We start from the raw sequence: 19,854 nt of genomic DNA, 5'->3' as shown, positions 1-19,854 counted from the left end.
TTAGATTCTGAGCATTTGCAGGACTTTGCGAATTGGCTGCGTAGCAGACAGTTCGTGAAGTCAGGCAAAGCACAGGAATCTGGCCTGCGTAGCTCGTTTTCACTATAAAGCATAGAACCATAGTTATTTAAAACAGAACATCCAACCAACTAAGAAAAAGAACGATAAAACAAATAAAAGTTTTATCGTTTTTTTTATATTCAAGAGCAAAAATTCGCACACTCAAGATATAACTTTCCAACCAATCTAACAGAGATCTATCTTAAAGGTAACAAATACGGAGGTAGGGAAAATGAGTCATAAACAAGATTGGTTATCAGTCGTTCTAATTATTTTGTTAGTACCAGTTACGATTTTAATAGTTGATGCAATATATCCGATTGTGAAGTTTGATCAAAAATATGCACAAATAATTTTGGATGCATTACTTATCTTGATTGCGGTGACCTGCAATCTTAAATTCTGGAAATTAAAAGTTACATTCTTCAATACAGACCATATTCTCAAACAAGTTTTGAATATGATTCCATTATTAGTATTTATGTTATTTTTTGGAAAATTCAATAATTTAGGATTTCCCAAAGCAGGGTGGAGTGTATTTCTGACCGTGTTGTTAATTGGAATTGGTGAAGAATATGTCTATCGTGGTTTGTTGATGGCACAACTAGAAAAAATTTTACATTCGAAGCCATTCTTAGTGATCCTGATAAGTTCAGTTAGTTTTGGATTGATTCATATTGGAAATATGTTCAATGTAACCAATAAATGGGTCGTAGTAGCTCAAATGATAGTGGCAGCCGCTTCAGGAATGTTGTACGGAGTGCTTTACAATCAGACACATAACTTGTCATTAGCAATTATGTTCCATATCTTTGATGATTTACCAATGCTCTTTTCAAAAAGTACAGCAACGGCTGAATCCTTATTTCCAAAACAACAGCTTGTCCAGTTTCTCTTGATAACATTAGTGATCTTTGCTATTTGTTCTTTAATTGCATTCCTACAATTGAAACTAAATAATCTTCATTTTAAAAAACATAGTGAGATTAAGATTTAATAATCTTTTTCTATAAAATAATTTGTAGATTTTTACCTTAAAGATGTATTCGCTTTCCACTATAATAGATGTATTAAGAAAGGTGAGAGCGTATGGCATATATCGAAGTGAGGAATGAATCGAAAAAGTACCAAATGGGAGAAACAACGATTGTCGCCAATGACAAATTGACGTTTGATGTCGATAAAGGTAAATTGACAGTCATTCTGGGACCTAGTGGTGCTGGTAAATCGACTGTTTTAAATATTTTAGGTGGAATGGATACACCAACCGATGGTCAAGTTGTTATCGATGGTACGGATATTGCAAAGTTTTCCGAACGTGAGTTAACTACCTATCGTCGTAACGATGTTGGCTTTATTTTTCAGTTTTACAATTTGATTCCTAATTTAACAACAAAAGAGAATGTTGAACTGGCTTCGGCAATTGTTAAAGATGCTCTAGATGCGACCGATACTTTGAAAGCTGTTGGTTTGGGTAATCGAATCGATAATTTTCCTTCTCAATTATCTGGTGGGGAACAGCAGCGTGTTGCGATAGCCCGTGCTTTAGCCAAGAATCCCAAGTTACTGTTATGTGATGAACCAACCGGAGCTTTGGATTATGAGACAGGTAAGCAAGTTTTGACGCTCTTACAGGATGCTAGTCATAAGAACAATAAAACAGTAATCGTCATTACCCACAATTCAGCATTGGCCAAGATGGCTGATCGCGTGATTCGGATTCATGATGCAAAAGTTCAATCAGTTGAAGATAATCAGACACCGACACCAGTGAAAGATATTGAGTGGTAAATCATGAAACCTTTAACGAAAAATATGATGCGCAGTATCAACAAAGCCAAAGGACGATTTATTGCGATTATCCTAATCATTATGCTAGGTGTATTGATCTTTGTCGGTGTCAAAGCAACAGGACCTAGTTTGAATGATTCATTGAATAAAACGGTTGCCGATAAGAATTTGTCAGATGTACAAGTCTTGTCGACGACTGGTTTTGGAAAAAAGGATATCCAGTTGGCTGAAAAGGTTGCGGGAGCTAAGGCTGAAACAACTAAATTCAAATATGTCATGGGTGGCAAATCTAAAGTTGCGATTGCCCTGTATGGCTATGATAAAAATGCTAAACAGAATCAATTGATCATTCGAAATGGACGCTTGCCTAAAAATGATCATGAGATTGTTTTAGATAAGAATGCTCGTAATAAATATGATTATAAAATAGGCGATACTTTTAAATTTTCTAAAAGTGCCGATTTGAAGCAACGTTCTTATAAAATTGTTGGTTTCGTCGATTCGCCACAGTATATTGATAATCAGTCCCGTGGTGTAACTAATATTGCTGATGGACAGGTCAGTTTGTTTGCCTACATTCCTAAGAGTCAAATGAACCTTTCAACAGCTACTTTGTTGAATATTCATTTCAATTCTTTAAAGGATAAGAATACTTTTAGTAGTAGCTATAAAGATGCTGTGGACAAAAAGGTTAAGGCTTTAAAACGTGAATTCAAGTCACGCCCTCAGCAAAGAACAAAAGAAGTAGCTGGGAGTTATCTAGCCACTTTGAATCAACAACAAACAGCTCTAGATCAATTAAAAGCAGTTAATTCTACAGCAGCAGCTGTACAACAACAGAAATTAGATGCTGCTAAAAAGAAGATTATGAAACAATCCAAGACGACGTATACTTGGCAGACTCGCCAGGATTTGACTGGATTTTCAGCTTATGGTGAAAGTTCTGATCGAATCGCGGCCATTGCCAATGTCTTCCCAGTCTTCTTTTTCCTAATTGCGGCTTTGATTACTTTCACAACAATCACAAGAATGGTTGAAGAAGCACGTGGAGAAATTGGTACCTTCAAGGCTTTAGGATACAGTAAATGGGCGATTGCTCGAAACTATATTTATTATGCTTTGTCGGCTGGTCTAATTGGAGCAGTATTAGGTGCTGTGATTGGAACGGAGACCTTGCCTCGAATTGTATTGTCGATGTATAAACAGTACATTGCTTTAGATTGGGTCATCGGTTCAACTTGGCAAACGTTATTGATTGCCTTAATTTTCTCCCTACTAGCGACTGTCGGTGCTGCCGTTATTGTGGTTAGAAGAGAATTGGATGAAGGTCCAGCTTCGTTGATGTTACCTAAATCTCCTAAGTCGGCTAAAAAGATTTTATTGGAAAGAATCAAACCACTTTGGAATCATTTAAGTTTCAATCGAAAAGTTAGTTATCGGAATCTTTTCCGTTTCAAATCCAGAATGTTTATGACTATTATCGGAATTGCTGGCGGAACGGCTTTGATCTTAACTGGCTTTGGAATTCAGAATTCAATTACAGCCAGTGGTAACTTGCAGTATAAGAATATTTTCAGTTATCAAGCAGTTGTAAAAATGAACGAGGATGCTAATTATAGTAAAGTCGATAAAATTTTGAATCAAGATAAAACTTATCAGAATGACACTAAGATCAATTCTACAACGGCTAAATTGAAAGCTGGAGAAAAACAAGTCAATGACGTTAACGTCTATACACCACAGTCTGTGAAAAACTTTAAGAAGTACGTTCATTTGACTGCTAATTTAGATAAAAATAAAGTCATATTGACTAAGAAAACGGCCAAACTTCTTAACGTTCAGAAGGGTGATCAAATTCATGTAACAATGACCAATGGTAAGAAGCTCAATTTGAAAGTTGGTGCTATTACCGAGAATTATGTCGGTCACTTCTTATATTTGAGTCCACAAATTTATCAAGATAAAATTGGTACTTTGAAACCTAATACCTTGTTGCTTGGTTTGAAGAAGCAGACTAGTGCACAAAGAAAACATTTGGCTAATCAATTGCTAGATTCTAAAGAGGTAATGGGAACTAGTTATACGCATGATGTCTTTGATACGGTTTCTAAGATGTCGAGTCTATTACGTCCAATTATTTTAATTCTGATTCTCCTATCAGGAATATTGTCATTTGTTGTACTTTATAACTTAACGAATATCAATGTTTCAGAACGAATCAGAGAACTTTCTACTATTAAAGTTTTAGGGTTCTATAATAATGAAGTTACAATGTATGTTGTTCGGGAAAATATAATTTTAACGATAGTTGGTATTATTATTGGATATGGAGTGGGTAATTTATTGACCGCTTATATCTTGAATCAAGCCGCGACAGAACAGGTTATTTTCCCATTAACGATTCACTGGTTCGGTTATATCGTCGCCACATTGTTGATGATAATTTTCACAGCAATTGTTATGCTAGTTACACATCGGAAATTAAAACACATCGATATGATCGGTGCATTGAAATCTAATGAATGATTGAAGGTAAATTTATGTCTTTAGAAAATGATAAAGTTCTCGTTATTGGGGGAACTTCGGGGTTTGGTAAAGAAGTAGCTATCATGGCTCAACATAAGGACGCTGACGTATATGTCATTGGCCGTGATCAGGAACGTGTAAATCAGTTACGTTATGAAGAGAATATTCAAGGTAGTTCGTTAGATGCACAAGATGAAAGACAGTTGAAACGATTCTTTGAAAAGTATGGTTCCTTTGATCATGTGGTATCTATGTTAGGTGGCGCTATGAGTGGTGGTTTTCTAGATAGTTCAGTTGCCACTATTAAAAAGGCAATTGATGATAAATTTTTTGCCAACTTGCAACTGGTGCAAATTGTTAGTAAACATTTGAATAAGAATGGTTCAATCATTTTAACTTCAGGTTCAGGTGGTCATCCTTACGATGCCTCAGGTGCCATTGTGGGAAATCAGGCTATTAATACGATGGTTGACGGTTTAGCAGTAGAAATGGCTCCAGAATACCGAGTGAATGCTGTGTCACCAACTTGGACACCAACAGGTTTGTGGCGGGATTTGAGTTCAAAACAACTCGCTAAGCAAAAGCATAGTTTTGAAGAGGCAGTACCGTTGAATCGTGTCGCTACGGTTGAAGAAGTGGCTTCAGCATATATTTACCTAATGGAAAATGATTTTATTACGGGTCAGATTCTAAGAGTCGATGGTGGAGTTGATTTGTAGAAGATGTTATACTTGAAGTCAACTTTAAGCAGAAGGTGAAATAATGCCAGTAAATGAAGTAGAAGAGACAGCTAAATATCGGATCAGTGACTTTGCCAAAATGGTAGGATTGAACAGTCCTACGTTGCGTTACTATGAAAAGGAAGGCCTGATTAACCCTCATCGAACTGATAGTGGCATTCGTTACTATACCGATCAGGATATTCGCTGGGTCAACTTTCTTTTACATCTCAAAAGTACCGGGATGTCAATTGAACAATTAAAACGTTACGTTACATTACGTGCGCAAGGTGATTCAACCATCAATCAACGAATCGAATTGCTAGAAGAAGTTCGTCGTAATTTTGAAGTCGAATATCAAAGACTACAAGATGGCTGGACGATTCTCAATGATAAGTTAGATTGGTACAAAGGCAAGGAAGGCGGCCACATCGAAGATAGTGAAAGCTTTTCTGAGTATTTACAGAATTTGAATCATGGTTATTTAGAAGATAGATAATATTTTTTATTGTTTGCTTCAAATTTAAAGCAGCGTCCATTTAGAATAAACGTATGATTACGTTTCTAAATGGATGCTGCTATTTTTTTCTTTATAGTATCAATATATTTAAATTTCATTTATTATTTATAGCAATAAAGAATATTTATTACCTATAGTAATGAATTAAGAATGAATTTCCGTTAGTATATATACTATAAATATATTTTTAGGGTGGATTTTATGGGTGAAATTAATGAATCAGCAGTAAGTATTACTGACGATAATGAACCAAAACTAACTGATGAGGAATTGGAACGGGCAAAAACATTATCAAAACAACTAACAGTTGATAATCAAACTTCAGTTCTCGACTATGGGAAAGATGTTGAAGATAAATTGAGTTCTTTTTCAGACGGAGTATTGGTAAAGGTTCAAAATAAGGACTTAGGTGAAATTGGTGATAGTTTGCGGGAATTAGTTACTAATTTGAATGAAACCGATCCTGATAAATTAGGATTAACTAATCAATCTAAAATTATGCGTTTCTTTAATCGTGTTAAATCATCTATCTTTGAAATGACGGCTAAGTATCAGCAAGTTAGTGTTCAGATTGATCGATCAGCAGCGCAGTTGAAGACCCAAGAAGAATCTTTGATCAATGACAACAAAACGCTGGATGAAATGTATAAGGCTAATTTTGATTATTACCAATCCTTAAATGTTTTAATTGCTGGCGGAAAAATCAGATTAAAGGAATTAGGCCAAGAAATTGCTGATGCGCAAACTAATACTAGTGCTAGCGATCAAATGGGTGTTCAACGTATTCAGGATTTGATGGCAATGCAAAGTAGATTAGATAAGCGAGTTAACGACCTAGCTTTGACACGTCAAATCTCTATTCAACAGGCTCCACAAATTCGTCTAATTCAAAATACTAATGAAGTTTTGGCTGAAAAGATTCAATCATCTATTAATACTGCTATTCCACTTTGGAAAAACCAAGTTACGATTGCGTTAACTCTATTGCGTCAAAAAGATGCCGTGTCTACACAGATGGCAATTACAGATGCAACGAATGACTTATTGAAGAAAAATAGTGCAATGTTAAAACAATCAACGATTGATACTGCCAAGGCCAGTGAACGTGGTGTAGTCGATATTGATACTTTGAAGGAAACTCAAAACAATTTGATTGGTGCCGTGGAAGAAACAATTAAGATTCAGCAAGATGGTAGTGCTAAACGTAGAGATGTTGAAAACCAATTAAGACAAATGGAAACTGATTTACAAGTGAAGTTAAGTGGTAAGTCAAAAGAAGATCCTAAAGACGTAACACCAGGGGATACTAAATAAAAAGGATAGAGTCACTATCATGTTAGATTGTGGCCTTTTTTCTATATCAAGTTAGTGGGATTAAATAATGACATTAAAAATGAAAAGTGCAGTATTTGATAAATCAGTTCGAATTTGGTTTGAACTGTATTTTGTCTTGGTTGTTATAGGGACATTATTAATAAATAGATTGCCATTATTATTAGATAATCGGAATCCACTCTATTTATTCTTTTGGTTTGTGGCCATGGTGATTGGCTGTTTGAAGGCCATTAGAGTTAAATTGGCCGTAGATTCAGAATATAGGGCTGTAGAAATAGTCGAAACCCGTAGAGGGATAAATCTTTATTTAAGAAATTATTGGCGACCTATTTATGTGCCGTTTAAATGGCTCAAAATTAAACAATCCGATGAGAATAATGATTTTATCCTAAGTTACGATAAGGCTATTCAATTTAGATTTGGCAAAGCATTATTGGTATCAGGTAATCAGGTTGAATTCAGCGAGAAATACTTTGTCTTTGAAGAAATGTCAGATATCTTTGATGTTATCGCTAACCTGCAAAAAGATCCTAATGTTGTCATTGATTATGATAAATTGAATCCGGTTGAAAAAAATGTGACTAAGGATAAGTGGAGAACGGCTAAATTCTTTCCTTGGATTCTTCTAGGGACTAGTTTAGTAAGTGTCATTTTGACGGCAATTATCAGTGATGAATTCTTTTCACCCAGTCCGTATACGCTTCAAATGGAGACCAGTTTAAATTCACCTAACTATCATAGAATTTATGATTATTCCAAAGGTATGACTATTTCGACTAATTTCTACAAATTCAAAATTCTGCATGCGTACAAGGTTCAAGAAGCAGATACTGATGATGATTATATTGTGTTGAATATTAATGCAAAAACGGCCTCGGAATATGCGACGATAAGTGACGGTAATTTTATGTCCTTTGATAATTGGAGTATGAAAGCTGAAAAAGATTCTAATGAAATAGACGATGCAAATAATAATGAGGATCTCGTTATTAAGACTCACGGGCGGAAAAAAGGTGTTATTAATATGCTTCGAAGTGGCTGGGATGGCTCCGAAGGAAATGATAACTATACCTTTAACGTCGCTTTGAAAAAAGCGTCAGGACGGACAGATATTGTTTATGCCGGATTCCAGGCCATCTTGAGTAAGAGTAAGCATGAAGATACTTCCTTTGTACTAAAAATAAATCCTAACGACTTGGAGAAAATATAATGAGACGTAAAATGTTAATTACTTTGTTATTAGGACTTTTATTTTTGGGATTCAATAGCACTAATGTCGTAGCAGTTAAGCAGCCAATAATTGATAGAAATTATAATGGCAAGACTGTGGAGTTTGATCAGGAAGATCTACATTATGAGATTTTAGGGTACAAAGTTCTAAGCAATCCTTTACCACCTTCATCAGATGGAGATTATAACGGATTGGAAAGGTATCTCGTATGTACTGTCAAAATAACTAATGAATCATCTGGCAAAGAGGCCTCGGCCGAAGAAGTCATTGCCTATGACTTTATGGGATGGTCCGGTCCTAATACCTTGTATGCCGTAAGAAAACCAGCACATTATGAAAATCCAGAGGGGACCGTAACTTTGGAAACAGATTCTGATTCACATAATAACTCGGATACACTTAAAGTGAGTCCAGGATCCTCTAAGACATTATCGTTTTTCTATATTGTTTATCCAGATGATAATTTAAATATTACGGTTACCGGATTGAGTGGAACTATTGAGAATATTTCGCTTAAAAGAACGAATTCAAATAATGGAATCGTTGCAGACTAGGAGTAAAAAATGATACAAAAAAAATCTAATCCAATTTTTAAGGTTTTAATATGGATTGCATTCATTGTTTCTTTGACGGCAATTTTTTTTACTGAAGATAGTGATATGCAAATGCTTTTATTAATGGTCTTGCCACCGTTAAGTTATTCGGCGTTTTTCTCAATTAGACTTAGCTGGTTATTATTAGGTCCAGTAACAGATTTAGTATTCTATACAGCTTTGAAGAATATGTTTTTAAAAGAAATTGCTAATCAGCGTTTAGGTACTTTCTTATTAATAGTTTCTATTGGCATGTTGGCACTTTATGCTTTATCCGAGGTAGGCTTATTCATTGACCGATCTAAAGCAACAAAGCCTTACTTTAAAGAGATTACAGAAGCTAAACTTCAAACAGGTCCTTTGGTTTTTAATGAGATTGCGCTTCATGATTCTAAAATGACTGAATCAGAGCAAGAATTCTTTCGTTCAGAGATGAAAAAATATCATAAAAACTATGAGTATCTATGCGACGTCGATTCAGAGATAAAGTTAATGTTACCGACTTATTCAGAAGATATGAAAGTTATGGATGGAATCTTCCGAGAATTACTGAACGCACCAGTACAATTACTATCGGCTTCAGATTTTCTTTATCAAGATTTGCCAGACTATGTAAGCCTAGTTCAAGCAACAGAGAATGTTTTAGATAATGTGGTTAAAAGTGACGATGATAAAAAAGTTTTGGCCGATGTTCCAGATAAGATTGCATTAATATCCCAGAATCTACAGAAGGATTTTGAGAAAGTGACTGATAGTGAACGAGAAGCTCTGAAAAAGCAGCTAAAACAAGTTCAAACTATTAGAGATAGGAATAAGTAATGGCGATATTACGTATAACCAAGGCCAAGTTTGATAGATATATGCAGGCCTGGTTCTTGCAGTATCTCCTTTGGGCAGTAATAGGTACTGTGATTATTAACCTTTTACCATATTTCAAAAAAATTACATGGTTGAATATTTTCTTTTGGATAGTACTTTTGGTAATTGGAGTTGTTCAAGCTCTCAAAGCAAAGAAATTAGTCGATCAAGAATACAAGATTGCTGAATTATCTGAAACCAGAAAAGGGATTAATTTATATCTAAGCAATAATTTCTTTGAACCTATATACATTCCCTTTGAATGGTTAGCTGTTACAAAATCGGATTTGAAACAGGAATTTACTTTTAAATATAGTAAATCTATTAATTTCGGATTTCGTGGACGAGTACAGGTTTTTCCTAAGAATAAAATTAAATTGGATGATAAGTATCTTGATCCAACCGAATTAGAGAATTTCGTTGAGATTATTGGAAAAGTACAAAAAGATACTAATTTCAATATTAACGGTTTGGATTTGTATGAACCCCAAGAGCAATATAATACTGGGAAATGGAATTTCTGGAAAAATGGGCAAGTATTTTCTTGGATAATTTTATTATTGACGATTCCTACTGTGCTTTTTACGACGGTGGTAGAAAATAATATGCACTACGTTCCCTCTAAGCAATCTACCAAAAAGAAGACTGATGTAATTAATTATCATGCAATGTATAATTACAGTCCTAAAATGACAATTAAAACTGATTTTTGGAAGTTTAAAATTGAACATGCTTACTTGGTTAAGAACAGCCAAACAGACGGGGATTTCGTAGTTTTGAATATTCATCCCAAACTGATTACTAATAAGGATTATGTTGATTTTTATGCGGGCATGTTTGAGTCCTACAGTATGTGGACTTTAGACAAGGAACAAAATTATGAAAGTATTGATTCAGCGGATAACAATCCTACCTTTGTTGCGGATGTTAATGGGAATAAAGAACGAATTATTAATATTTTGAGAGAGGGCTGGGGAATTGATAATAGTTATAATCCCAAGAGTTTTAATATAGTCCTTAAATTAGCCAAGGGAAATCATACCGATATTCTTTATCAAGCTTATAGTGATAAAAGAACAAAAGATGACGATAATGACTTTGTTCTTTCAATAAACAAAAAGGATCTGGAGACAATTAAATGAAACGGAAAATATGGATCGTAGTTTTTATCGGTTTACTCTTTATTGGTTTGAAATCAACTAATGCCCAAGCAAAAGTTGAAAATAAAAACTTTACAGGTGAACCGATTACTTTTTACCAAGAGGGATTACGCTATAAATTACTTGATTATAAAATTATAGATGATCCACTTCCTACCATGAACGCTCAAGATACAGAAGGTGTCGAAAGATATATTGCTTTTAAGATTGATGTAAAAAATATGGAATCGGATGATGATTCAGATGATCCAGGGGAGCTTGTCACTTATAGTGACTTTTCGTGTCTGACTGGTCCGAATAAAGTTATAGCTGAAACACAGCCTTTGGATTATTATGATTTAGATTCTTGGGGCGAGACGCTTGTGCAAGGTGGCAAAGAACAAAGATTGAAGCCAGGGGAGGAAAGAACTTTTAAGATATTCTTCGTCATTTATCCAGGTGATCCGATTAAATTGGAAATAGGTGGGTCTTATCAAGATAACAGTTCAGTCATTTCCGTTGAGGATAATGTTTCTAGTAATGGGGTAACTAGTAAGGTGAATAGCGATGATAAGTAGAGAGTCGGATCGATTTTTGAAGTTACTTTTTAAGGGCTTAATTGTCGCCTTAATAGTAATGGTATATTTCTTAGGGAATGGTTATTTTAGTGCAATCATTTTATTGATTCTACCAAGTTTAGCTTTCTCAGCATTCTTTTCAATCCGTCGTAGTTGGTTGTTGTATGGTCCATTGGTAGATTTATTTTGTTTGTGGAGAAACAGGTTTGATCTGCCGGGGACTCAGTATAGCGAATTCTATCACTATGCTCCTCTAACTTTGTTCATTATTTTGATAATAGGAATAATTGTTGAGTTAGTAATGTATGTTCATAGTGTTAATCAAAGTAAAAATTACTTTAAAGAGATTTCTGAAGCTAAAGTTCAAAAAGAAGCTTTGATGTTTAATGAATCAGCATTAAAAGACTCAGGGATGACGGAAGCGGAACAAGACTTTTTCCGGTCAGAAATGCGTAAACATCATGCTAAATATGAATATTTGTGCGATATACCTAATAAAGTGAAATTGACTATTCCTAACTATAAAAAAGATATGACCATTATGAATGGAATATTTAATGAATTATTAAATGCACCAGAACAATTATTAGCGGCTTCTGATTTCCTATATCAAGATCTGCCTGATTATTTGAATATAGTCAAAGGTCTCGTTAACCTTTCAGATAATGTGGTCAAAGATAAAGAGGATGAAACAGTTATTGAAAAAGCTGAAGTGGAATTGCAGAAACTTTCTGGCAACTTGGAACCGGACTTTAAAAAGGTGACGGATAATGAACGAAAAGAATTGGTCAAAAGTCTAGAACAGGCTAAGAGTGTTAGAGAAAGGGTTAATGAGGGGAAAGATTAATATTTCATCAAATCTTTTTTGTATTTACAATAGTTATTCTTACGGGAATATTATTTATTCTTCAAATCTATTTGGTCAGAAGACGGCAAAAGAATCATTAAAAGTCTTAAGAACAAGATAAATCTTGTTTTTAAGACTTTTTTTGTTTTTCTCTTGACTTAAAGTTAACTTCAAGTTGTTTAATGTACTTATCAACTTGATACGAGGAGGAATTGATTATGGCAAAGAAACAAACTGCTGGACGTGACATGTTGGGAGATTTTGCCCCACAATTTGCAGCATTGAATGACGATGTATTATTCGGAGAAGTTTGGAGTAAAGAAAATGAACTTTCTGCCCATGATCGTTCATTAATTACTATTGCAAGTATTATTTCTGCCGGAAATATTGAACAGTTAGATGCACATTTAAAAATTGGTAAGAAAAATGGTATTACAAAAGATGAAATTGTTGCCGAAATCACTCACTTAGCATTTTATGCTGGATGGCCAAAGGCTTGGAGTGCTTTCAATCGTGCAAAAGAAATTTGGAAGGAAGATTAATTATGGCAAAAAATGAAGAATTAAAGACAGATGGAGTTTTTCCTGTTGGAGATAAAAATGAAGCTTATGCTAAATACTTTATTGGTCAAAGTTATTTGAACAGTTTAGTAAAACCAGAAGATAATATTGATTTTGGAGTTGGAAATGTAACTTTTGAACCAGGTTGTCGTAATGATTGGCATATTCATCATGATGGTTTCCAAATTTTACTTGTTACTGGTGGCGAAGGTTGGTACCAAGAATGGGGCAAGCCTGCTCAACTATTAAAACAAGGTGACGTCGTTGTTATTAAGGAAGGCGTTAAGCATTGGCATGGTGCAACTAAGGATAGTTGGTTTAGTCATGTTGCTATTACTAAAGGAAAGTCAGAATGGCTTGAAAAGGTTACTGACGAAGAATATAACAAATTGTAAAACTTAAAATGATTGATTGAAAAAGAGGACTGAAAACAGTCCTCTTTTTTTACACATAATTTACATTAAATAGATTATATATATACATAATTCCAACATACTATAGCTAATGACTTATATGGAGGGTTAAATATGTCTACATTATTAACAAATGTTTGTAAACAATACGATCAAGGAAAGACGGTTCTAAAGAATGTTACCGCCGAAATTGAAACGGGTGAATTCTTCGTAATCGTTGGACCATCTGGTTGTGGTAAGAGTACTTTATTACGTATGATTGCCGGACTAACTCAAATTAGTGACGGTGAGATCAGTATTGATGGTCAAGTAGTAAACAACTTACCACCCAAGGATCGTAACTTAACAATGGTTTTCCAAAGTTACGCTTTGTTCCCATTTTTAAGCGTTTGGGATAATGTTGCTTTTGGTTTAAAAGCTAGAAAGCATGACCAATCTGAGGTTGAAGAACGTGTTAACAATGCTTTGAAGATGGTTAACTTGGAAGATTTGAAAGATAGAAAACCTCGTGAATTATCTGGTGGTCAAAGACAACGTGTGGCTCTAGCTCGTGCCGTAGCCAGCGATGCTAAGATCTGTTTGATGGATGAACCATTATCAAACTTGGATGCTCAATTAAGAATTAAGATGCGTCAAGAAATTTATGCTCTACAAAGAAAATTAGGTATTACTTTAATCTATGTTACTCATGATCAAGTTGAAGCAATGACAATGGCTGATCATATTATGGTTTTACATGATTCAAAAGTTCAACAAATCGGTACACCGGCTGAAATCTACAAGACACCAGCTAATGAGTTTGTTGCTGGATTCTTCGGAGTTCCACCAATCAATATTCTTTATGCAACAAAGATTTCAGACAAGGCTATCCGAGTTAATAATGATTTCCAAGTAGATCTTGATCAACCAGTTACTGAAAAGGAATTAAAGGTTGGTATCAGACCAAATGAATTAATTGTTGAAAAGGCTGACGAATTATCTGCTAACGCAACAGTGCAAAACGTGGAATTCTTAGGGGACGAAAAGATCGTTTATGCAACATTCAGTAATGGTAATGAAGTATCAGCTATTGTTCCAAGTAATGCTCATTTCGATATGTTTGAAAATATCAAAATTACCTCAACAAATAATGTCTTATTATTTAATCAAGATGGAATCAATATAACTGCAAATGAGGAGGATCTAATCAATGCTTAAGACTTCAGCAACTGATGTCATACCTGAAAAGAAAGTTGAAGCAAAACAAAAGAGTAAATTCAAATTAACTGCTAATGATAAATACTATGCTTCCATTTTCGCTGGTCCATCATTATTTCTTTTAGGTCTTTTCGTTTTTTATCCAATGTTTAGAACTCTTTATATCAGTTTGTTCTTAACTAATACTTTCGGTGACACAACACTCTTTGTAGGTTTAGAAAATTATGTAAAACTAATTTCTTCACCAGATTTTGTTTCTAGTATGTGGGTAACACTAGTCTATGTTGTCGGAGTAACGTTCTTTACGATTGCCATGGGTCTATTATTAGCCAATTTGGCTAGTCAAAAGTTACCAGGAATCGCTATTTTTAGAACACTTTATTCAGTGACAATGGGAGTTTCTGTTTCAGTTGCGGCTATTTTCTGGCTATTCATTTTTAATCCATCTGCAGGATTCTTCACTTTGTTAACTAAGATGTTGAATCTCCCAACAATCAATTGGTTGGCTAATCCAACTAATGCGATGTGGGCAATTATTATTACAACAGTTTGGATGCATTTAGGCTTTGTTTTCTTAGTTTTTCTTGGTGCTATTGAATCAGTACCAACAACACTTTATGAAGCAGCTGATGTTGAAGGGGTTTCTAAACATTACCAATTTTTCCACATTACTTTGCCAATGATTTCTCCAACATTATTCTTTATTTCTACAATTACGATTATTGGTTCATTTAAGAGTTTTGGTTTGATTGATCTTATCACTAAGGGTGGTCCAACCAATGCAACTAACATGCTGGTTTACCGTATTTATAATGATGCTTTCTTTGGCGGAAACTATGCTAAATCAAGTGCAGAAGCAATTATCTTAACTGTAATTATTGCCTTCTTTACTTACTTGCAATTCAAATTCCTAGAAAAGAAGGTAAATTACTAATGGCCAATATTGATGAACGTAACGTTTTGAAAAATATTTTTAGTTATTTTCTTTTAATTCTATTGGCTGTAGTTATCTTAGTACCATTCTTCATTGGTATTTGGACAAGTTTCTTGCCAACAGCTGATATTTTAAAAGGTAATTATTTCAGCACTAATATTTCACTTACTAACTATATCGATGCTTTTACGAATACACCAATTCTACGTTACCTAGGTAATACCATTGTTGTGGCAACAATTACGATGTTTGCTCATTTACTTTTCTGTTCAATGAGCGCCTATGCCTTTGTTTTCTTAGATTTCAAATATAAAAAATTCTTCTTTGCTCTATTTATGATTACAATGATGCTACCATCTGAGGCTGCTATTATTCCTAATTTCCAAACAGTAAAGGCCTTAGGATTATTGGATCATTATTCAGCAATGATTGTTCCATCTTTAACATCAGCTTTCGGTACATTCATGTTGCGTCAATCTTTCATGCAAACTCCTAAAGAATTGAAAGAAGCTGCTGATATTGAAGGCTTGAATCATTTCCAAATTTTCTGGAAAGTCGTTCTACCATATAACCGTATCAGTTTGATCACATTAGGTGCTTACAGTTTTCTAGGTGCTTGGAATTCATATCTATGGCCAATTTTGGTTACATTCAGTAACAATTCACGTGTAATTCAAAATGGTTTGAAACAATTACAATCAGAAGAAACATTTAACAACTGGGGAATGATTCAAGCCAGTGCCGCAATTATTGTTATTCCAACAATTCTTGTTCTATTCATTGGACAACATTACTTCAAGTCAGGATTGAATGAAGGAGCTGTCAAATAATGTCGAAATATAAAAAACTAGTTCTGCCCTTGATTTTAGTCTTGGCAGTTGCCGTAGTAGCAATGTTTGGAAAAACATTGTCGACTAAGTCGGCAGCAGTAAAGGATAATCGTACAGAAGTTGTCTTTTGGCATGAAATGGGTGGTCCTGCTGAAAAATCATTAATGAAAATTGTTGATGGTTTTAATAAATCACAAACTAAGTATCGTGTTGTTCCTAAGTATCAAGGTTCATATGATGCTGCAATTCAAAAGATTCTTCAAACTCATGGTACTGGAACATCTCCAGCTGTTTTCCAAGCTTTCGATATTTCAGCTGCTCAAATGATGCACAGTAAGTTTACAGTACCAGTTCAAGATTTCATCGATAAAGATGGTTTTGATGTAAGTAAAATTTCACCAGTTGCTCGTTCTTTCTATTCTAATGACGGTAAACAACAAGCAATGCCTTTCAACACATCACAACCGGTACTTTACTATAATGCTTCATTATTAGAAAAGTATGGAATAACACCACCGCCAGTATCACCTTCATACAGTGATATCACACGTGTGGCAAAACAGCTTTATGAAAGATCACATCATCAAGTTAAAGGTATGACAGTACAAATCTATGGTTGGTTGTTAGAACAAGCTATGGCCAATGCTGGTGTAGGACTTACTAATAACAATGATGGTCATACAGGTATTCCAACTAAGGCAACAATTAACAATGGTGCTTCAAAGGAATTCTTTGAATGGATTCGTGAGAATCAAAAAGCTGGTGACTTCATGAACTATGGTTCGGGTGCAATGGCCGGAACTAACCAAACAACAGGTTTCCTAAATGGTAAGATCGGTATTTATATTCAATCATCAGCAAGTATTAGTCAATTGAACAAGAAGAATAAGAATAAATTGGGAATCACATACTTCCCACATCCAGATGGCAAGAAAGCTAATGGTGTTGCTATCGGTGGTGCTGCTCTTTGGATCTCAAATGACAAACCTAAAGAGGTTCAAAATGGTGCCTTTGAGTTCATCAAGTATTCTCTAAAACCAGAAGTACAAGCTCAATGGCAAAAGGATACAGGATACCTAGCTTTAAATAAGGATTCACAACAAACATCAATTCTTAAGGGACTTTACAAGCAACATCCAGAATCCAAAGTACCTAGTCAACAATTACAAGAAGCTGTTCCTAATCACTTCAACTCAGGTATTTTGATGGAAGGAATGCAAAAGACTCGTCAAATTGAACAATTTGCAATGGAAAGTATTTATAACGGTGGCGATATCACAAATGCCTTGAAGGATGCCGACAGGAAAATTGATGATAATTTGACAACTACTAATCGAGCTAACGGTTATCACTAAATACTTAGTTTAATAGGGATGGGGTAGTTTATGTCTAAGTATAAAAAAATAATCGTGTCTGTAACTGCTATATTGGGTATTATTTTGATAGGTTTCTTCGGTAAAAATGTTTTGGCTCAATCTAAGCCGCAAGATAATCGCACGCAAATTGTTTTCTGGCATGAAATGGGTGGTCCTGCCGAGAAGACTTTATTGAAACTGGTTAATGATTTCAATAAATCACAGAACAAATATCAAGTAATACCTAAGTATCAAGGCTCTTACGACACTGCAATTCAAAAGATTTTCCAAACTCATGGAACCAATACATCTCCAGCTGTTTTTCAATCTTCAAATGTTTCTACGGCTCAGGTTCTTCACAGTGGTTACACTACGCCAATTCAAAAGTTTGTTGATCAAGATCATTATGATCTAAGTAAGATTTCACCAGTTGCTCGAGCTTTTCACGCTCAGGGTGGTAAGCAACAAGCGATGCCTTTCAACACATCACAACCGGTACTTTACTATAATGCCTCACTATTAAAAAAGTATGGAATTACACTGCCGTCAGTTTCGCCTTCATATAGTGAAATCACTAAGATTGCTAAAGAACTTTATGAAAAATCCAATCATAAAGTTAAGGGAATGACGGTTCAAATTTATGGTTGGTTATTAGAAGAGGCAATTGCTAATTCCGGCGGAATGTTTGCTAATGAAAATGATGGACATACTGGAACGCCAACAAAAGTTAACATCAATACTCCTGAATCCGTTGAATTTTTCAAATGGATTCGTGAGAATATTAAGGATGGCGACTTTATAGATTACGGTTCCGGATCAATGGCAAGTACAAACCAAACTTCTGGCTTCTTGACCAATAAAGTAGGTATTTATATTCAATCATCAGCTAGCATGAGTCAATTGAATAAGAAAAATAAGAACAAATTGGGTATTACTTATTTCCCACATCCAGATGGGAAAAAAGCTAACGGTGTTTCCATTGGTGGAGCCGCACTTTGGATTTCTAATGATAAATCTGAAGCAATTCAAAAAGGTGCCTATGAATTCATCAAGTACACAGTTAGACCAGAAGTTCAGGCTGAATGGCAAAAATCAACTGGGTATATGGCTTTAAATAGAGACTCGCAAAAAACATCAATTTTGCAAAAATTCTATGCTAAACATCCAGAGGGTAAAATTCCGGGGCAACAATTAGATAGCACGGTTCCTAATTACGGTAACTCTGGAATCTTATTAGAAGGGATGCAGACAATTCGTAAGTTAGAAGAAGATGCAATGGAAAAGATTTACCGTGGTAGCGACATTGAACAAGTTTTAAATAGTGATGAAAAAGCTATTAATGATTTGGTTTATAGTCAAAATCGCGCCAATGGTTTAACAAAGAAATAAAAAAACACGTCGTCAATTCAAATAGAATTGGTGACGTGTTTTTGTTTTAATTATGATTTTTATAACGAAATTTTAGCCTAAAGAGATTAGGCGGTAGGGCTTGTAGGAAAGTGATACCTAGAATTAGTAAAGCACCAATTAATTCAGCACCACTTACCTTGGTATTCAACAATGTTACAGCTAAAACAGTCGCTGTCAAAGGTTCAAAAGCACTTAGCATCCCTGTAGTTGAAGGTGTTAAATAGTTGAGACTCTGTAAGTAAAATAAATACGAGAACATAGTTCCTCCGGTAACAATAAAGATAATGGAAATCCAAGCTGTACCAGTTAAAGTAGGAACGTTAGTTAGATCAGCAAAAGGTGCAAAGACGATACCACCCAACAACATAGACCAGCCGGTTACAATTCGAGCGTCAAAACGTTTCAACAATTCTCTTGGTAAAAGAGTATAAGAAGCTTGACTCAAACCGGCACAGACTCCCCAAAAGATTGCTGCTGGTGATAGCATCAATTGACCAATGTGGCCATGTGTTACTAGAAGAAAAGTTCCTAATAAGGCTAAAGCAATGGAAATAATATCGATTCGTCGAGGCCACTGTAATTTTCGTAAGGATAAATAGAGAATAATGAAAAGTGGTCCTAAGAATTGTAGAACCGTAGCAGTCGGTGCATTACCATATTTGATAGCCATGAAATAAGTATACTGAGCTGGAAGCATACCTAATAATCCAAAGGCCAATAATTGAATAACGTAGCGTGGTTTTTTCAAGATAGCGAATAATTCCTTAGAATCGGCGAAATAACACCAGATGACAAGCATCAAGCCAGCAAAAATTAAACGAATACCGACGATCCACTGTGTGGGGATGCTTTCTTCGGTGAAGAGATATTGAGCAATACTGCCAGAAAATCCCCATAGAACTGGCCCCATAATTGCGTAAAAGAATCCTTTTTGTTTGTCAGTCATATAAAATCCCCC

The 19,854-nt window shown here is 34.9% G+C and carries 20 protein-coding genes; 19 read left to right on the top strand and 1 reads right to left on the bottom strand.

Annotation, left to right across the window (positions count from 1 at the left end):
• The first annotated feature begins 292 nt into the window (after window positions 1-292).
• From ATN92_RS12225 to ATN92_RS12135, 19 genes are all read left to right on the top strand, one after another.
• Entirely contained in the window at window positions 293-1,057 is a 765-nt protein-coding gene (locus ATN92_RS12225; protein WP_056953251.1) for a CPBP family intramembrane glutamic endopeptidase, read from the top strand.
• 92 nt (window positions 1,058-1,149) lie between these two features.
• The gene (locus ATN92_RS12220; protein WP_056953253.1) at window positions 1,150-1,851 is read left to right on the top strand and encodes an ABC transporter ATP-binding protein; all 702 of its coding nucleotides are present in this window, start codon (window positions 1,150-1,152) and stop codon (window positions 1,849-1,851) included.
• Window positions 1,852-1,854: 3 nt separating this feature from the next.
• On the top strand, window positions 1,855-4,377 hold the full coding sequence (locus ATN92_RS12215; RefSeq protein WP_056953255.1) for an ABC transporter permease: 2,523 nt from the start codon (window positions 1,855-1,857) through the stop codon (window positions 4,375-4,377).
• A gap of 14 nt (window positions 4,378-4,391) precedes the next feature.
• Complete coding sequence (locus ATN92_RS12210; protein WP_056953257.1) at window positions 4,392-5,096, top strand: SDR family oxidoreductase; 705 nt, start codon at window positions 4,392-4,394, stop codon at window positions 5,094-5,096.
• 43 nt (window positions 5,097-5,139) lie between these two features.
• A complete protein-coding gene (locus ATN92_RS12205) occupies window positions 5,140-5,595 on the top strand; it encodes a MerR family transcriptional regulator (protein ID WP_056953259.1) in 456 nt (151 codons plus the stop codon).
• 222 nt (window positions 5,596-5,817) lie between these two features.
• Complete coding sequence (locus tag ATN92_RS12200) at window positions 5,818-6,930, top strand: toxic anion resistance protein (RefSeq protein ID WP_056953261.1); 1,113 nt, start codon at window positions 5,818-5,820, stop codon at window positions 6,928-6,930.
• Between the two features lie 67 nt (window positions 6,931-6,997).
• Entirely contained in the window at window positions 6,998-8,161 is a 1,164-nt protein-coding gene (locus tag ATN92_RS12195) for a G protein-coupled receptor family protein (RefSeq protein ID WP_056953263.1), read from the top strand.
• Window positions 8,161-8,736, top strand: a complete 576-nt coding sequence (locus tag ATN92_RS12190) for a hypothetical protein (protein ID WP_056953265.1) — start codon at window positions 8,161-8,163, stop codon at window positions 8,734-8,736. The genes ATN92_RS12195 and ATN92_RS12190 overlap by 1 nt, the downstream gene beginning before the upstream one ends.
• 9 nt (window positions 8,737-8,745) lie before the next feature.
• On the top strand, window positions 8,746-9,594 hold the full coding sequence (locus tag ATN92_RS12185) for a 5-bromo-4-chloroindolyl phosphate hydrolysis family protein (RefSeq protein WP_056953269.1): 849 nt from the start codon (window positions 8,746-8,748) through the stop codon (window positions 9,592-9,594).
• Window positions 9,594-10,775 carry a hypothetical protein gene (locus tag ATN92_RS12180; protein WP_056953277.1) on the top strand — a complete coding sequence of 394 codons (1,182 nt, stop codon included), beginning with the start codon at window positions 9,594-9,596 and terminating at the stop codon, window positions 10,773-10,775. Before ATN92_RS12185 ends, ATN92_RS12180 begins: the two co-directional genes overlap by 1 nt.
• Window positions 10,772-11,350: a hypothetical protein gene (locus ATN92_RS12175; RefSeq protein WP_056953282.1), complete on the top strand. Its 579-nt coding sequence runs from the start codon at window positions 10,772-10,774 to the stop codon at window positions 11,348-11,350. The genes ATN92_RS12180 and ATN92_RS12175 overlap by 4 nt, the downstream gene beginning before the upstream one ends.
• Window positions 11,340-12,197: a 5-bromo-4-chloroindolyl phosphate hydrolysis family protein gene (locus ATN92_RS12170; RefSeq protein WP_056953291.1), complete on the top strand. Its 858-nt coding sequence runs from the start codon at window positions 11,340-11,342 to the stop codon at window positions 12,195-12,197. The genes ATN92_RS12175 and ATN92_RS12170 overlap by 11 nt, the downstream gene beginning before the upstream one ends.
• Before the next feature lie 218 nt (window positions 12,198-12,415).
• A complete protein-coding gene (locus tag ATN92_RS12165) occupies window positions 12,416-12,739 on the top strand; it encodes a carboxymuconolactone decarboxylase family protein (RefSeq protein WP_025084757.1) in 324 nt (107 codons plus the stop codon).
• A gap of 2 nt (window positions 12,740-12,741) precedes the next feature.
• Window positions 12,742-13,152, top strand: a complete 411-nt coding sequence (locus ATN92_RS12160; protein WP_056953300.1) for a cupin domain-containing protein — start codon at window positions 12,742-12,744, stop codon at window positions 13,150-13,152.
• Between the two features lie 132 nt (window positions 13,153-13,284).
• Entirely contained in the window at window positions 13,285-14,367 is a 1,083-nt protein-coding gene (locus tag ATN92_RS12155; RefSeq protein ID WP_056953304.1) for an ABC transporter ATP-binding protein, read from the top strand.
• Window positions 14,360-15,301, top strand: a complete 942-nt coding sequence (locus ATN92_RS12150) for a carbohydrate ABC transporter permease (RefSeq protein WP_056953310.1) — start codon at window positions 14,360-14,362, stop codon at window positions 15,299-15,301. The genes ATN92_RS12155 and ATN92_RS12150 overlap by 8 nt, the downstream gene beginning before the upstream one ends.
• Window positions 15,301-16,131, top strand: a complete 831-nt coding sequence (locus ATN92_RS12145) for a carbohydrate ABC transporter permease (RefSeq protein WP_056953316.1) — start codon at window positions 15,301-15,303, stop codon at window positions 16,129-16,131. Before ATN92_RS12150 ends, ATN92_RS12145 begins: the two co-directional genes overlap by 1 nt.
• On the top strand, window positions 16,131-17,486 hold the full coding sequence (locus ATN92_RS12140) for an ABC transporter substrate-binding protein (RefSeq protein ID WP_056953323.1): 1,356 nt from the start codon (window positions 16,131-16,133) through the stop codon (window positions 17,484-17,486). The genes ATN92_RS12145 and ATN92_RS12140 overlap by 1 nt, the downstream gene beginning before the upstream one ends.
• A 30-nt stretch (window positions 17,487-17,516) precedes the next feature.
• Window positions 17,517-18,875 (top strand): ABC transporter substrate-binding protein, encoded by a 1,359-nt coding sequence (locus ATN92_RS12135; protein WP_056953331.1) that lies wholly within the window; start codon window positions 17,517-17,519, stop codon window positions 18,873-18,875.
• A 46-nt stretch (window positions 18,876-18,921) separates the two neighbouring features.
• Here ATN92_RS12135 and ATN92_RS12130 read toward each other — a convergent pair whose 3' ends face one another.
• A complete protein-coding gene (locus ATN92_RS12130) occupies window positions 18,922-19,842 on the bottom strand; it encodes a DMT family transporter (protein ID WP_056953333.1) in 921 nt (306 codons plus the stop codon).
• Between the last annotated feature and the right edge of the window lie 12 nt (window positions 19,843-19,854).

It is taken from the genome of Companilactobacillus bobalius (assembly GCF_009764355.1).
This window is presented reverse-complemented; position numbering and strand designations above follow the sequence as displayed.